Here is a 14,902-nt window from a genome sequence, read left to right as displayed (position 1 = left end):
CTTGTCTTCCCCTACGGGCGAGTTCCGAAGCCATTGCACTTCGCCTATCGGCTCCTGGACGGTTGCCTTCCAGTCAACCTGGGGGCAGGTGCAATACCGGCGGTGCCCCGGCTAGCATGGCCTTCATGGATACCTGCCGGGTCGGCGGGCGGGTGTCGGGGGGATGGGTCATCTTCGGGCTGCTCCGAGCCAGTGCAGGTGGAGTCAACGGCCGGCATCTGATGGAGATGCTGGGCCTGGTCGTCGTGTATCTCCTCGCGGGAGGCCTGGGGCAGCAGGTGGCCACCGTGAGCAACATCAGTCCGGCCTGGCCTCCGGCGGGAGTGTCACTGGCGGCGCTGGTGGTGCTGGGGGTGTCACGCTGGCCCGGTGTCTTCGTGGGCGCGTCGGTCATGTCGGTCCTGGCGGATGTGCCTGCCGTGGCCTCGCTCGGCGTGGGCGTGGGCAACACGCTGGCGGCGGTGTTCGGCGTGGGCCTGCTGCGGCGGGTGGGGTTCGACAGGGGGCTGGAGCGGATCCGCGACGTCGTCGCGCTGTGCGCGGGAGCGGGCGCGCTGTGCCTGGGTGTGAGTGCCCTGGTGGGCGCGGCGAGCCTCGTGCTGGGCGGGCGGCTTCCGTGGACGTCCCTGGCCGCGGGCCTGCGCGTGTGGTGGGTGGGGGACTTGATGGGCGTGCTGGTAGTGGCTCCAGCGCTGATGCTGTTCAAGCGGTGGTCCTGGCCGCGACGAGGCGGCGAGGCGCTGGTGCTCGCGGGGCTCACCACGGTGCTGGGAGGCGTTATCTTCTTCGTGCCGGAGCTGCCGCACAGCGCGGCGCACGCGGCCGCCTTCCTCCTCTTCCCCATGTCCGCCTGGGCCGCGCTTCGCTTCGGTCCCCGGGGCGCGGCGGCAGCCACGCTGTGCATCGCCGCCGCTTCCATCGTGGGCACCGCGCGCGGGCACGGGCCCTTCGCCACCGATGACCTGCCGCAGGACCTGCTGGTGCTGCAGCTCTTCATCGCCGCCAACGCCGTCACCGGGTTGCTGCTGGCGGCGGCGAGCACCGAGCGTCAGCGCGCCATCGGCCAGCTCCAACTGCTGGGCACCACCGTGCGGAGCGTGCACGAAGGCGTCCTCATCGCGGAGGTCCTCGCGGGAGGCGCGCTGCGCACCGTGTTCGCCAACCAGGCCCTGTGCTCGCTCCTGGGATACCGGCTGGAGGAACTGGTGGGCCAGGACCCGTGCTCGCTCTACGGCGCGCAGGAGCCGGAGTTCCGTCAGCGCACGCGGCAGTCACTGCTCGCGGGCGAGCCGGTGTTCGCGGAGGTGAAGCTGGCGCACAAGCAGGGCGACCTCGTGTGGAGCGAGGTGCTGCTGTCCCCGGTGCGCGCCACGGGCGAGGACATCACCCACTTCGTGGCCACCCACCGCGACATCTCCGCGACCAAGGAGCTCCAGGCCCGCCTGGTGGCGGCCGAACGTGTGGCCGCGGTGGGGACGCTCGCGGCCGGGGTGGGGCACGAAATCAACAACCCGCTGGCCTACCTGGTGCTGAACCTGGAGGCCGCCGAGCGCGGATTGAGCCAGGGCGGCATGTCGGGCATGCGCGACGCGATGGCCAACGTGCGGGGCGCGTTGGAAGGCGCCGAGCGCATCCGCCTCATCGTCCGGGACCTCCAGGTGTTCAGCCGCCAGGGGAACCAGGACCCGGGGCTGGTGGACCTCAACGCGCTGGTGCCGCCCGCGGTGCGCATCATCAGCCACGCGCTCCGCCACCGCGCCCGGTTGGTGGAGGAGTTCGGTCCGGTGCCGCGCGTGTCGGGCAGCGAGGCCCGCTTGGGGCAGGTGCTGCTCAACCTGCTGGTGAACGCGATGCAGGCCATCCCGGAGGGCAACCCGTCCATGAACGAGGTGCGCGTGCGCACCAGCACGGATGCCTCCGGCCGGGCCCGCGTGGACGTGGTGGACAGCGGCGCGGGGATTCCCGCGCACGTGCTGCCGCGCATCTTCGAGGCCTTCTACACGACCAAGTCCAGCGGCGAGGGCACGGGGCTGGGGCTCGCCATCTGCCAGCAGATTGTCCGCGCGCACGGGGGCGAGCTGGAGGTCCGCAGCGAGCCGGGCCGGGGCTCCGTCTTCAGCGTGCTGTTGCCGCCCGCGCGCCTGCAGGCGTCCACGCCGCCGCGGCCGTTGCCACGCGTCAGTCTGCCTCCGCCGTCCGCGGCCCGGCGGGGCCGGGTGCTGGTGGTGGATGATGAGCCGCGCCTCGCGCAGTCCATGCGGCTGCTGCTGGAGCCCTTCCACGACGTCGTCACCACCACGCGGGGCAGCGAGGCGCTGGCGCTGGTGGACGCGGGCCACCGCTTCGACGTCATCCTGTGTGACTTGCAGATGCCGGAGACGGACGGTGCCGCCGTCTACCAGCACCTGTGCGCCCACGCGCCGGACCAGGCCGCGCGGGTGGTGTTCATCTCCGGCGGTGCCTATACGCCGGAGTCCCGCGCGTTCATCGACACCGTGCCCACCCGCGTCTTGGAGAAGCCCGTGCGGCCGGACCTGCTCATGGGCACGGTGGCCACGGCCCTGGCGGCAGTGGACGCAATGGGGCCGGAGCCGCGCGTGGATGAGGCGTCGCCCGTGGCGGCCGTTGGCGGTGTGCGGCACTGAGGCATGCGCGCGCTCCGGGCCGCGTGCTCACGTCGTGGCATCCACCCGCGATAGCGCGTCCCGGATGGCGGCGCACAGCGCGGCCCGCTCCGTGAAGAGCGCGGTGACGTGCCCGGCGTCCACCCAGCGCAGCTCGCTTCGGGGCCAGTGCGCGTGCAGCGCGAGCGTTTCATCACCGGGCACGAACCCGTCACGTCGGCAGGCCACCAGGACGGCCGCTTCGGGCTGCCGCGGAGGCGGGAAGCGCGTGAGGTTCGCCAGGTCGAAAATCCGTCCCAGCCGACTCCGGGCCTGCTCCGCGTCGCGCCGGGGGCCATCCAGCAATGCAAAGGCAATGGACCAGGACAGCAGCCCCTGCGTGAAGACGGGAACAGGAGACGCTCCAGCCGCGAGCGCCGCCACGGCGAGCGGCTCCGGGACGACAGCCGCCGTCAGCGCCGCCATGTAGCCGCCCATGCTGTAGCCCGCCACGCCCAGACGCGCATGGCCCATGCTCCGCAGCCACGCGAGCAGCGCGCGGGCCTCGTCGACCATGCCCAGGTTCATCAAGACGTGGTCGCTGACGGTGCGCAGCGCGCCGCCCTTCTGCCCCACGGGGCGGCGCAGGCCGTAATAGGGGTTCTCCAGCAGGAACAGGTCGATGCCTTCCCGCGCGAGCGGCGCGTACATGCGCTCTCGCAGGGAGAAGCCCTCCTCACGGGACGCAGCGAGCACGACGCAGGCGCCGCGTGAGGGCCCTTGCCCCGCGCTCAGCCACCGGACATGGGCCGTGCGCGCTGCCGCGTCGAGCCGGGCCAGCGGAGACGGGAAGGTGCCATCCCGGACTTGGAGACCGCGCTGGAGCCGGGGCGCGCTCCACTCGGGCGCGATGGGCGGAGGCCGCTGCTGGAACGGCGCGGCCGCCGCGACCTCTTCGAGGAACTGCTCATCACCCCAGCCCTGGGAGAAGAGCCGGGCACGGCGGGACAGGCCCGCGAAGAGGACGTCCACCGGATGGGTTCGCAGCACCCGCGCCATCCTATGCCCCCGCCCTTGACGCCGCGACCATTTTAACCAAATGATTAAATCAATGGATTCATTCAAGGGATTGTTCCAGTCGCTGCCCCGGGTGGGAGCCTGGTTCCGCCAGGGGGACATCCAGCCCGAGGAAGTCCAGGTGTTCTGGCGGCACATGCAGCGGTGCTTCCCCACGGACGCGGTGTGCAGTCACGCGAGCCCCGCGCGGCTCTTTCCGCGCGCTGGCGTGGCCCCGGGGGATTGTCTCCACCTGCCTTTCGAGGTGGGCGTGCCCCGGGCCGGGTGGGACTTGTGGCGTCAGGTGGTCGCGTGCACGCACGCGGTCCAGCACGCGCTCCAGTTCGAAGAGGACGGTTTGGAGGTGTCCCTCGCTTCTTCCGCCGCGCGTGCCCGGAGTGAGACGGAAGCGCTGCGGTGTGACCTGGAATTGCACTTCTGGCGCCACGGCACCACGCCGCCACTTTGGAGTCTGGCCTGGCGGCTGCGCGCGCAGGGCTGTCACGCGGAGGACATCGCGGGGGCGGGGCATGTCCTCGCTTTGTCCGCCGCGTCCATCCGGCAGGGGGCCGTGGAGAACGAGGCCTCGCATGTGGCCCTCCAGTGGTTGGAAGCGCACGTGCCCCATTTGCGGTGGGACCGGGCGTATCATTCCCGGGCTCGTTAGGAATGCGGCTGGGGGGAGCCGGGCTTATCACTGCAAGGTGCCCCCCATGACCGCTCAAGAACGCATCGAGCGTGCCGCCAGCGCGCTGAAGGTCTTCCCCCTCCCGTCGGCGGTGCTGTTCCCGCACACCGTCATTCCGCTGCACATCTTCGAGCCGCGCTACCGGGCCCTTGTCCGGGACGCGCTCGCGGGCGACCGCGTCCTGGCGCTGTCCCAGCTCGAGCCCGGTTGGGAAGGCAACTATGGGGGCCGTCCGCCCATGCTGCCCATGATGTGCGCGGGCGTCATCGTCTGGGACGAACAGGTGGAGGAGGGGCGCTACAACATCCTCCTCCAGGGCGTGAGCCGCATCCGCATGACGTCCGAGCTGACGACGGAAAAGGCCTACCGGGAGGTGCTCGCGGAGGTGCTGCCGGACGTGCCCTACGAGGGCCCTGAGGAGGAGCAGCTGCGGCAGGCCGTCTTCGAGCTGGCCGGCCGCGTCCCGCCGTCCTTCGCGGAGAACCTGCTGCCGGTGGCCGCGCGGGCCCAGGGGGGCATGCTCGCGGATGTGGTGGCCTCCGCCGTCATCCCGGAGCCGGAGCGGCGGCAGGAGCTGCTGGCGGAGCTGGACGTGCGCAAGCGCCTGGAAGGCGTGCTGGAGGACGTGGGGGCGCTCATCGGCAGGCTCCAGCCCCTGCGGCCCACCGGCCCCTTGAACTGAGCGGGTTGCGCTTGCCTTGTCCGGCGGGCCGCGCATTGCTGCGCGCCAGACGCGTCATCGAAAGGGACGGGAGCAACCATGCGGCTCGTGAAGCTCGGGCTTGCCAGTGTGAACACCACCGTGGGGTCCTTCACCCGGAACACGGACAAGGCGCTGGCGTTGGCGGGGAAGATGGCGGCGGAGGGCGTCACGCTGGGCGTCTTCCAGGAGCAGCTCATCGCCGGCTACCCGGCCGAGGACATGGTGCAGTGGCAGGGCTTCATGGACCGCCAGTGGCCGGAGCTGGAGCGCTTCGCGCGTGAGACGGCGCCCTTGCCCACCGTCTTCGTGGTGGGCGTGGGCGTGGCCCACCAGGGCCTGCGCCTCAACTGCGCGGCGGTGGTGGCCGGTGGCCGCATCCTGGGCCTGGTCCCCAAGGAGAAGCTGCCCACCTACAGCGTCTTCTACGAGGCGCGCACCTTCGGCCGCGGTCAGCCGGGCATGGCGGAGGTCCACCGGGGCGTGCCGCTGGGGGACTACCTGTTCCGCTTCGACTTCGGCGTGGTGTCCCCGGAGGTGTGTGAGGACATCTGGAGCGCGGACGGCCCCATGCGGCGGCGCACGTACTCCGGCGCGGAGCTGGTGGTGAACCTGTCCGCGTCGCCCTTCCGGCTGGGCTTCGTGGAGACGCGGCGCGAGCTCATCGCCACGCGCGCGGCGGACCATCAGTGCACCATTGCCTACAGCAACGCGGTGGGCAGCAACGACGGCCTCATCTTCGACGGCGGCGGCTTCCTCAACCAGAACGGCCGCCACGTCATGGAGACGCCGCGCTTCCAGGAAGGCTACGCGGCGGCGGTGGTGGACCTGGACCGCACCCTGCGCCTGCGCGCCGAGGCCACCACCTGGCGCGTGGACCGCGAGTCATGGCTGGCGCAAGGCGGCCAGGCGGTGCCGGTGCTGGACTGCACCCAGGCGGTGCACACGAAGCGCGACTCGCTGACGTACCCGGTGCCCCCCCACCGCAGCTTCTTCCTGCCGTCCCCGGACACGCGCCGCACCGCGCGGGATGCGCTGTGCGAGGACATCCTGGACGCGCTCTCCCTGGGCGTGGGCGACTACTTCGAGAAGACGCGCGCCTTCAAGGTGCTGGGCATCGCGCTGTCGGGCGGACGGGACTCGCTGCTGACGCTGCTCATCGCGCACCGGTACGCGAAGCGCGCGCGGCCGGAGAACCCCGGCTCGCTCATCCAGGCGTTCTACATGCCCAGCCGTTACTCCAGCGACGCCACGCGCGACGCGGCGGAGACGATTGCGCGCGAGCTGGGCGTGGCCTTCCAGGTGGTGTCCATCGACGAGGCCTTCGAGCGCGAGCGCGCCGTCGCGAAGACGATGCTGGGCGGCAAGGACGTCACGCCGATTACCGAGCAGAACATCCAGGCCCGCCTGCGCGCCCAGCGCATGTGGAACTGGAGCAACTCCTGCGGCGGACTCTTCCTGCAGACGGGCAACATGAGCGAGAAGTCCGTGGGCTACACCACCATCGGGGGTGACCTCATGGGCGCGCTGGCCGTCATCGCCAACGTCCCGAAGACGGTGGTGATGTACCTGCTCGACTACCTCCAGGACACCACGGGCTATGAGGGCATTCGCAAGGTGCTCGCCAAGCCCGCGGGGCCGGAGCTGGCGCATGACCAGGTGGGCGAAGAGGAGTTGATGCCCTTCCCCATCCTCGACGCCTGCTTCTACCTGTACGGCAGTGAGAAGCTGACGCCCGCCGAAATCCTCCAGGCGCTCACCGCCATGTTCCCGGAGGTGCCGTCATCCCGGCTGAGCGGCTACGTGGAGAAGTTCGTCCGCCTCTTCCAGCAGTCCATCTACAAGTGGGTGCAGTCACCGCTGTCGCTCCACATCGGCAACCTGGACCTGGACCGGGAGCGCGCGTTGCAGTTGCCCGTCGTCACCGGCACGGAGTGGATGCGGCAGGGGTAGCACGCTGCCGTCCGCTGCCCGCATCGCGCAGGTGTGGGCAGTCCACCACGCCCGGTGGCCTGCTCCCCGGACAATTACCCCCGGGGGTGAGTGCCGTCGCCGCGCCTTGCCGGATGTGGCGCGGGAAACAACCTTCATGTCTGCCACTCGACGACGGAGGCATGGATGAAAGCGAAGATTCTGGCGGGCGCCGTTGCGGCGCTCATGTACGGAGGCGTTGCTGTTGCCGATGACGGCGACTGCCCGCCACCGCAGGCCAGCACCAGCCAGAGCCAGCAAGACGTGATGGTGGCCCAGGCACAGCAGAATGACCTGAGCGGTGATGACCTGCTGCAGGAGGACGACACCATCATCCTGGAGACGGAGCCTGTTCCCGACGTCTCCGGTCAGCAGTCGCAGGACAGCATGGGCATCGGCGGCAGCGGCCAGCAGCCCTCGAACGCGCAGGGCGAGGTCTACATGAACGTGCCCGTCCGCTGCGAACCGGTGGGCCAGCAGGGCACGGGCGGCAGCGGCCAGGAGTCCATGACGCCGCCTCCCGCCGCGCCCCAGGGCACGCATGACAGCGAGCAGCTCGTGGTGCCGCCGGCGCCGCCGTTGGGCACGGGCGGCAGCGGGCAGCCTTCCTCGGAGCCTGTCTACCCGGAGCCGGAGTCCGCGTACCCGCCTCCGGAGTCCGCCACGGGCGGTAGCGGCATCGCCACGACGCCGCCTCCCTCCAACTTCCAGCCGTCGGCCGAGCGCGCCGAGCCGATGAAGGCGGAGAAGCGCGAGGAAAAGAACAAGATGAAAGGCCTCTCGGTGATGCTGGGCGGTGGTGTGGAGGGCTACACCGGCGCGCTGGCTCCGCAGCTCAGCCCCGGTGCCACCGCGGGCGTGCGTGCCGCCATCAAGCCGTCCAAGGTGCTGGGCCTCGAGCTGGGCTACACGGGCGCGCTGAACAACATCCGCCACGCGGAGACGGGCGCGAGCGGACCGGACCTCGTGCGTAACGGTGGTCAGGCCGTCCTGACGCTGGGCATCGCGCCCACGGCGTGGCAGCCGTACCTGCTGGGCGGCATCGGTATCAACGACTACAACTTCCGGGGCGGTGAGTCCCTGGGGTACCGCGATGACACCGTGGGCAACGTGCCCGCGGGCTTGGGTCTGCGAGGCCACGTCGGCCACTTCGTCGTGGACGCGCGCGCCAACTACAACTTCCTCTTCGACAAGGACTTCGCCCCGGGCATCGATCGCGGCGGCGGTGACTTCGAGGGAGGCGGCAGCTACCAGGGCACGGTCAGCGTCGGCGGTACCTTCTGACGCGAAGACGAAGCCCCAGGTGGTTTGAGCAGGAATCGGTGGCGCGGTGCCCGGTAGCCAACGGGCCCGCGCCGCTGTGTTTTCCAGGGGGGCACGGGCGCCGAGGTCGCGCTAAGGTGCCGTCCTTTCACGCGGTCAGAGGAGCGTTGGATGGGTTTGAATGTGGAAGACGTGAAGGTGGGCACCGGCACGGAGGCGACGGCCGGCAAGTCCGTCACCGTGCACTACGTGGGGACGCTGACCAGCGGCTCCAAGTTCGATAGCAGCCGGGACCGGGGCCAGGGCTTCACGTTCCGCCTGGGCGCCGGGCAGGTCATCGAGGGTTGGGACAAGGGCGTGGCCGGCATGAAGGTGGGCGGCGTGCGCAAGCTCACCATCCCGCCGGAGATGGGATATGGCGCGCGAGGGTTCCCGCCCGTTATTCCCCCCAACTCCACCCTGCTTTTCGAGGTGGAGCTCCTGGACGTCCGTTGAAAGCGAGGACCTGATGGCGGCGGTCGAAATCACCAAGGACAACTTCAAGGAGACGGTGTCCAAAGAGGGCATCGTCATCCTGGACTGGTGGGCGTCGTGGTGCGGCCCCTGCCGTGCCTTCGCACCCATCTTCGAGCAGACCTCGAACAAACATCCGGACATTGTCTTCGGGAAGATTGATACGGATGCCCAGCAGGAGCTGTCCGGGGCGTTCGAGATTCGCTCCATCCCCACGCTCATGGTGTTTCGTGACGGGATTCTCCTGTTCGAGCAGCCGGGGGCGCTGCCGGCCGCCGCGCTGGAGGACCTGCTCAAGCAGGTGAAGGCCCTGGACATGGAGCAGGTCCGCAAGGAAGTCATCGCCAAGCGCGGTGAGCCGCCGCAGGCCTGACGGCTGCCGCCAGGTACCGGGTGGGGGGCCGGTGGCATGTCCGCCGCCGGCCACCCGCTGCGTTTCAGGGCCCGTGCACCTGGGGTGCTGGAACGTGAGGGCCCCGGGGTGTGTTGTCGGAGCGTGGCTCGCATCGGTCAGGCCCGGATGGGTCGGCCAGCGAGGCCGCGTATTCCCACCGCACACCTGGATTCGATGCCGCATTCCGTTATTCGAGACCCACCGGGTGAGGACACGCCGCGCGCGCGCGTCCTCCTGGTAGACGACACGCCCGCCAACCTGCTGGCCCTGGAAGCCATCCTGGAGCCGCTCGGTCAGGAGCTGGTGCTGGCCCGGTCCGGCGAGGAGGCGCTTCGCGAGCTGCTGCGCGGAGAGTTCGCCTGCATCCTCATGGACGTGCAGATGACGGGGCTGAATGGGTTTGAGACGGCGCACCTCATCCGGGCGCGCGAGCGGACGCGCTACCTGCCCATCCTCTTCATCACCGCGCAGAGCCGCGACGCGGCCTTCGTCACCCGGGGCTATGCCCAGGGCGCGGTGGACTACCTGCTCAAGCCCGTGGACCCGGACATCCTGCGCGCCAAGGTGCGGGTCTTCGTGGCGCTGCACCTTCGCGGCGAGCAGGTGAAGCGGCAGGCGGTGGAGCTCGCGGAGCGGCGCCGGTCCGAGGAAGCGGCGCAGCGGGCCTCCGAGCTGGAGCAGCAGCTCATGGGCATCGTCGGTCACGACATCCGCACGCCCCTCTCCGTCGTGCTGACGACGGCGAAGAGTCAGCTCGCCAGTGGCGCGTTGGAGCCGGCGCAGCAGAAGGCGTTCGAGCGGGTGGCGCGCAGCGGCGAGCGCATCCAGCACATCGTGGACCTGCTCACGGACTTCACCCGCTCGCGGCTGGGGGGCGGCATCCCCGTCATACCTCGGGCGGGCGACCTCAACGAGCTGTGCCGCGAGGTGGCGGACGAGCTGCAGGTGTCCCGGCCGGGCCGTATCATCCGGTGCGACTTCTCACGCGACAGCCTGCACGGCGTCTGGGACCTGGAGCGCATGGGGCAGGTGGTGGCCAACCTGCTGGACAACGCCTTGAAGTACAGCCCGGAGCCGTCCGCCGTCCGCCTCTCCACCTGGGAGAAGCCGGACGCCGTCTTCCTGGAGGTCCACAACGAGGGCGCGCCCATTCCTCGCTCGCTGCTACCGCACCTGTTCGAGCCCTTCCAACGGGGCGCGGACTCGCGGGAGCCGGCCCGCACCAGCCTGGGCCTGGGGCTCTACATCGCCCGGGCCGTCGTGGAGGCGCACCGGGGGCGGCTGACGGTCCGTTCCTCGGAAGACGAGGGCACCACCTTCCGGCTCTGCCTGCCCCGGCGGGCGGACGCGCGGTTGCCCGCCGGCGGTGCGAGCGACGCGGGGGCTTCCCCCTCGCCCATGACGGCGTGACGCGCCGTCACTTCACCACGGTGCAGACGCCGCCGCCGTTGAGGTGGGCCTGGTCCACCACGCTCTGGGTGATGAACTCCTGGAGCGTGCGCACGTCGAACGCGCCAGGCTGGTAGATGACGGGCTGGCCCTGGGCGTCGCGCAGCTCGTTGCCGTCGCGGCCCCGGAGGTCGGTGAGCTCCTGCGTGGCGAGCCCCCCGGGGGTGATGACGTTGTCCTCGCCCGCGGTGGCGGCGATGGCCTCGAAGCGCAGCTGCACGCCCCGGTGCGTGCCCAGCCGGTCGTAGAACATGTGCTCGGCGTGGATGGTGACCTCGGGCCGGGCCACGGAGCCCTCGGGGACGATGATGCCCTGCGTTCCGTCCGCGCCGTTGATGCAGTTGTTCATCAGCGCGTTGACGGGGAAGCCCATTCGGAAGCGCAGCACGGGCTCGTTCTGCTTCGTCGCGTGGCCTTCCACGAAGTAGCTGAAGCCGCGCTCGCGCATCATCGCGAGGTCCTCCGCGGAGACCTGCCCGTCCGCCAGCTCGGTGCGCGCTTCGGGCGGGCTCACCCGGAAGCCCACGTCCCAGCGGCCCGCCGGAACCCCCGTCAAATCCACCAGGGGGATGTCGCCCTTCTGCACGTCCACCAGCACGTGGCGGCTGCTGCTGTGGGTTTCGCCAGAAGCGGAGGTGAGGGTGACGTCGCCTAGCGACACCAGGTAGCGGGTGAACTGGATGGACCAGCCATCCTGGAAGAGCGTGTCCGGGAGTCCACGCTGCGTGCCGTCACCCCCACTCATCGTGACCTGGACGTCGCCCGTGGCCACGTTGTCACAGGCCGTGCCCGCCAGGCCCCACACCCCCAGGGCCGCGCACCACCACTTCCGGGACTGCCGCCGCTTCGCGTTCATGCAATAAATAGTTAATTGCAACATGGTTGCGAGTCAATTGGGGTGTGGTGTATCTGGGGTGTGGATGCAACCCGGATGCATGAATTCCGCTCCAGGGCGGGTCGCTCCGGAACCTAGTGAGGTCATCACCCGTGTGGATTCCGACTCTGGTGCTCTGCGTGCTGAGCGCCACGGGCGAGTTGCCTGTGACTCCACCCGTTCTGCTGGATGCGCCTGGGCCCGTGCTGCCCACGGAGGTGCCTCCGCCCGAGGTGCCCGCCACCGTCCTGTTGCGGCTCACCATCGACCGCGCGGGCGAGGTGTCCCAGGTGGAGGTGCGGCAGTCCGCTGGCGTGTCGTTTGATCGCGCCGCGATGGGTGCCGCGCTGCGCTGGCGGTTCCAGCCGGCACGGCGTGGCGAGGAGGCCATCGACGTGCGGGTGGATGTGCCCGTCACCTTCGAGCCGCCGGTACATGGCCACCACATCGAGCCCGTGGCGCCGCAGCCACCATCCTTCTCCACCACGGTCCGTGGCGCCTCCCAGGCACCGCCGCCGGTCGCCGTGGGCGACTTCCACATTCCGGTGGGACAGCTCGCGGACGTGCCGCGCCGCTCCGCGTCTGACCTGATGTTGCTGGCGCCCGGCGTCATGCTGGCCAACCACGGCGGCGAGGGCCACGCGGAGAGCATCTACATCCGAGGCTTCGACGCGGGAGAGGGCAAGGACGTGGAGTTGCGGCTCAACGGCGTTCCCCTCAACGAGGTGTCCCACGCGCACGGCCACGGCTACGCGGACACGTACTTCATCATCCCGGAGTTGGTGGAGTCCCTGCGCGTCACCGAAGGGCCCTATGACCCATCCCAAGGCGACTTCGGCGTGGCGGGCACGGTGGAGTACCAGCTCGGGCTGGCGCGGCGTGGCCTGACCGCGTCCCTCTCCACGGGCAGTTACGCCGCGCGGCGGCTGTCCCTGCTCTGGGGGCCGCCGGAGGCCAGTGAAGCCACCTTCGTGGGACTGCTGCTGCGTCAGGGCCACGGCTTCGGCCCCAACCGCTCCTACGCCAACGCGGGCATCATGGCGCAGGTGGAGCTCCGCGTCGGAGACGAGTCACGGCTGCGCCTGTTCGGCACCAGCTATGGCTCGCGCTTCGCATCGCCGGGCGTGGTGCGGGAGACGGACGTGGTGGACTCCCGGATGCCATGCGCTCCAGATTCGGACTCGCAGTTCTTCTGCTCCTACGACCCCAACCAGGGCGGCGCGGGGCAGCGCCACATCCTCTCCGCTGAACTCCAGTCGCGGCTGAAGCGCGGCGGGCGCTTCGTCCAGCAGGGCTACGTCATCCTGCGGCAGACGCGCATCCGCGACAACTTCACGGGCTTCCTGCTGGACACCACCCCGCCGGACGGAGAGCGCCAGCGCGGTGACAACACGGAAGGGTACTACCGCGGCTCCACCATGGGCCTGCGAGGCCGCTACACGCCGGGGCTCACGCTGCTGGGACAGCCGCAGCCGCTGGAGCTCGGCTACGTGGCCCGCTACGACGACGTGCGCACGCGCTCGCGCCGGCTGAGGGACAGCGGCGGCGTGCCCTACGCCACCGTCTTCGACAACCAGGTCCGCACCACGAACCTGGGAGCCTACGCCTCGTTGCGAGTCGCCCCCTTGTCGTGGCTCACCCTGCGCGGCGGCGTGCGCCTGGACACCTTCCTCTTCGGCGTGGACGACCACAACCGGCCCACCGAGGACCGCGATGGTCCCCGCCTCCCCGACGAGTCCCTGGAGGCCTACGGCTTCTTCGCCAGCCCGCGCGCCTCCGCCGAGATTCGCCTGACGCCCCGGCTCACCTGGCTCACCAGCGCGGGCCTGGGCGCGCGCTCCAGCGACGCCGCCGCGCTGTCCGACGCGGAGCTGGCGCCCTACGCCCGCGTGGCCTCGGGCGAGACCGGACTGGGCTGGCGGCTGGACGGGCCGCTGGCGCTGGAGGCACGCGGCGCCTTCTTCGCCACGCGCGTGTCGCAGGACTTCGTGTTCGACGAGACGGTGGGCCGCAACCAGCCCGTGGGCGCCTCGCAGCGGTTGGGCGCCTTCGTCAGCGCGCGCGGGACGTTGCAGGACAGGGTGGACATCCAGGCCTCGCTGGCCTGGGCGCGCGCCACGCTGCCGGAGCCCGGGGCCTCGGCATGGAAGCTGTGGGACGGGACGGTGATGCCCTACATCCCGGAGCTGCTGGGCCGCGTGGATGCGTCGCTGCGAGGCACCACCCGCGTCGCGGGTCAGCAGGTGGACTGGAACGTGGCCCTGGGACACAGCGCCATCGGCCCCCGGCCACTGCCGTTGGATCGCTACAGCGCGCCCATCTTCCTGTTCGACGTGGGCACGCGGGCCCGGTGGAAGGCGGTGGAGGTGGGCCTGTCGGTGGAGAACCTGCTCGACACGCGCTGGCGCGAGTCGGAGTTCAACTACGTGTCCAACTTCCGCGGTCCGGACGCGCCCCCGTCGCTGATGGCCACCCGTCACTTCACCGCGGGCGCACCTCGCACCTTCATGGGCACGCTCACCCTGCACCTGGACCTCCAGGAGGACTCGCCATGACGTCCCCGCTGTACACCACCCGCCGCGCCTTCACGTGGATGTTGGGCACCGCGCTCGTGGGAAGCGCGTCCGCGTGTGGCCTCTCCGGCACGGGAGGCCGCGGCGTCACGTTCCGCATGGGCCTGCGCACCGCGAAGGCGCCCGGGGAGGAGTCGCTCGGCGAGTTCACCACCGACACGGGTTGGCGCATCCGCCTGTCGTCCGGGGTGATGGTGCTGGGCCCCATCTACATCTTCGAGAATGCCTCGCCGCTGGAGCCCACGGCCTCGACGCCGCGCGTCCTGCGACGGCTGGGACAGTGGTTGCTGCCCACCGCGCACGCCCACGACGGGCACTTCTTCTCCGGCGGCACGGTGCTGGGCGAGTGGGACCGCGAGGTGGTGTTCGACCTGCTGGCGGAGGCGGGTGAGGTGCGGGAGCTGGGGCGCTCGCCGGGCATCGCCGGGCTGGCGCGCTCCTTCTCGCTGCTGCTCCAGCCGCCGTCCCGGGCCCTGGGCGCGGAAGGGGCGGCGCTGGGAGGCCGGTCGATGATTCTGGAAGGAACCGCTTCCCGGCAGGAGACGCACGTCCCGTTCAGGGTGGCCCTGGACTTTCCGCCGCCCGTCGAGCTGCAACGCGTGGACTTCGTGCCCATCGCGGCGGAGCTCGACGAGGGCGGTCGCTTCGTCGTGGAGGTGCAGCCGCACCGCTGGTTCGAGGGCGCGCACTTCGACCGCGTGACGGTGCCCGAGGGCGGCGAGGTGGTGGACCTGACGCCCGACACGCAGGTGTACCGGGCGCTGACGCTCAACGTGCGCCGCTACACGGCCTTCGCCGGGACGTGGGAGCCCGCCTGA

General features: G+C 70.6%; 12 protein-coding genes. 10 read left to right on the top strand and 2 right to left on the bottom strand.

Features of this window, described 5'->3' with window-relative positions; translation table 11 throughout:
* Nucleotides 1–116: 116 nt before the first annotated feature.
* A complete protein-coding gene (espC, locus tag BHS09_RS35275; protein ID WP_140800254.1) occupies nt 117–2,645 on the top strand; it encodes a serine histidine kinase EspC in 2,529 nt (842 codons plus the stop codon).
* A 27-nt stretch (nt 2,646–2,672) separates the two neighbouring features.
* Here espC and BHS09_RS35270 read toward each other — a convergent pair whose 3' ends face one another.
* Entirely contained in the window at nt 2,673–3,662 is a 990-nt protein-coding gene (locus BHS09_RS35270; RefSeq protein WP_140795744.1) for an alpha/beta hydrolase family protein, read from the bottom strand.
* Between the two features lie 52 nt (nt 3,663–3,714).
* Between BHS09_RS35270 and BHS09_RS35265 the strand changes: the two genes are divergently transcribed.
* The 7 genes from BHS09_RS35265 to BHS09_RS35235 all read left to right on the top strand — a co-directional run bounded on the left by BHS09_RS35265 (nt 3,715) and on the right by BHS09_RS35235 (nt 10,598).
* Complete coding sequence (locus tag BHS09_RS35265) at nt 3,715–4,326, top strand: hypothetical protein (RefSeq protein WP_140795743.1); 612 nt, start codon at nt 3,715–3,717, stop codon at nt 4,324–4,326.
* A 46-nt stretch (nt 4,327–4,372) separates the two neighbouring features.
* A complete protein-coding gene (locus tag BHS09_RS35260; protein WP_026114049.1) occupies nt 4,373–5,029 on the top strand; it encodes an LON peptidase substrate-binding domain-containing protein in 657 nt (218 codons plus the stop codon).
* Between the two features lie 78 nt (nt 5,030–5,107).
* Nucleotides 5,108–7,000, top strand: a complete 1,893-nt coding sequence (nadE, locus tag BHS09_RS35255; protein WP_140800253.1) for an NAD(+) synthase — start codon at nt 5,108–5,110, stop codon at nt 6,998–7,000.
* 90 nt (nt 7,001–7,090) lie between these two features.
* Nucleotides 7,091–8,302, top strand: coding sequence for a hypothetical protein (locus BHS09_RS35250; protein WP_140800252.1), 1,212 nt, complete (start codon nt 7,091–7,093; stop codon nt 8,300–8,302).
* Nucleotides 8,303–8,452: 150 nt separating this feature from the next.
* Nucleotides 8,453–8,776, top strand: a complete 324-nt coding sequence (locus BHS09_RS35245; RefSeq protein ID WP_011556774.1) for an FKBP-type peptidyl-prolyl cis-trans isomerase — start codon at nt 8,453–8,455, stop codon at nt 8,774–8,776.
* A gap of 13 nt (nt 8,777–8,789) precedes the next feature.
* Nucleotides 8,790–9,167, top strand: a complete 378-nt coding sequence (gene trxA / locus BHS09_RS35240) for a thioredoxin (RefSeq protein ID WP_140795740.1) — start codon at nt 8,790–8,792, stop codon at nt 9,165–9,167.
* A gap of 195 nt (nt 9,168–9,362) precedes the next feature.
* Nucleotides 9,363–10,598 carry a hybrid sensor histidine kinase/response regulator gene (locus BHS09_RS35235; RefSeq protein ID WP_140800251.1) on the top strand — a complete coding sequence of 412 codons (1,236 nt, stop codon included), beginning with the start codon at nt 9,363–9,365 and terminating at the stop codon, nt 10,596–10,598.
* Nucleotides 10,599–10,605: 7 nt separating this feature from the next.
* Here BHS09_RS35235 and BHS09_RS35230 read toward each other — a convergent pair whose 3' ends face one another.
* A complete protein-coding gene (locus BHS09_RS35230; RefSeq protein ID WP_418763972.1) occupies nt 10,606–11,493 on the bottom strand; it encodes a hypothetical protein in 888 nt (295 codons plus the stop codon).
* A gap of 116 nt (nt 11,494–11,609) precedes the next feature.
* Here BHS09_RS35230 and BHS09_RS35225 point away from each other — a divergent pair, with 116 nt between their 5' ends.
* Together BHS09_RS35225 and BHS09_RS35220 are read left to right on the top strand one after the other, a co-directional pair.
* Nucleotides 11,610–14,066 carry a TonB family protein gene (locus BHS09_RS35225; RefSeq protein WP_140800249.1) on the top strand — a complete coding sequence of 819 codons (2,457 nt, stop codon included), beginning with the start codon at nt 11,610–11,612 and terminating at the stop codon, nt 14,064–14,066.
* On the top strand, nt 14,063–14,902 hold the full coding sequence (locus BHS09_RS35220) for a hypothetical protein (RefSeq protein ID WP_140800248.1): 840 nt from the start codon (nt 14,063–14,065) through the stop codon (nt 14,900–14,902). The genes BHS09_RS35225 and BHS09_RS35220 overlap by 4 nt, the downstream gene beginning before the upstream one ends.

Origin of the sequence: Myxococcus xanthus (assembly GCF_006402735.1) — a bacterium.
GTDB classification, from domain to species: Bacteria; Myxococcota; Myxococcia; order Myxococcales; family Myxococcaceae; genus Myxococcus; species Myxococcus xanthus_A.
This window is presented reverse-complemented; position numbering and strand designations above follow the sequence as displayed.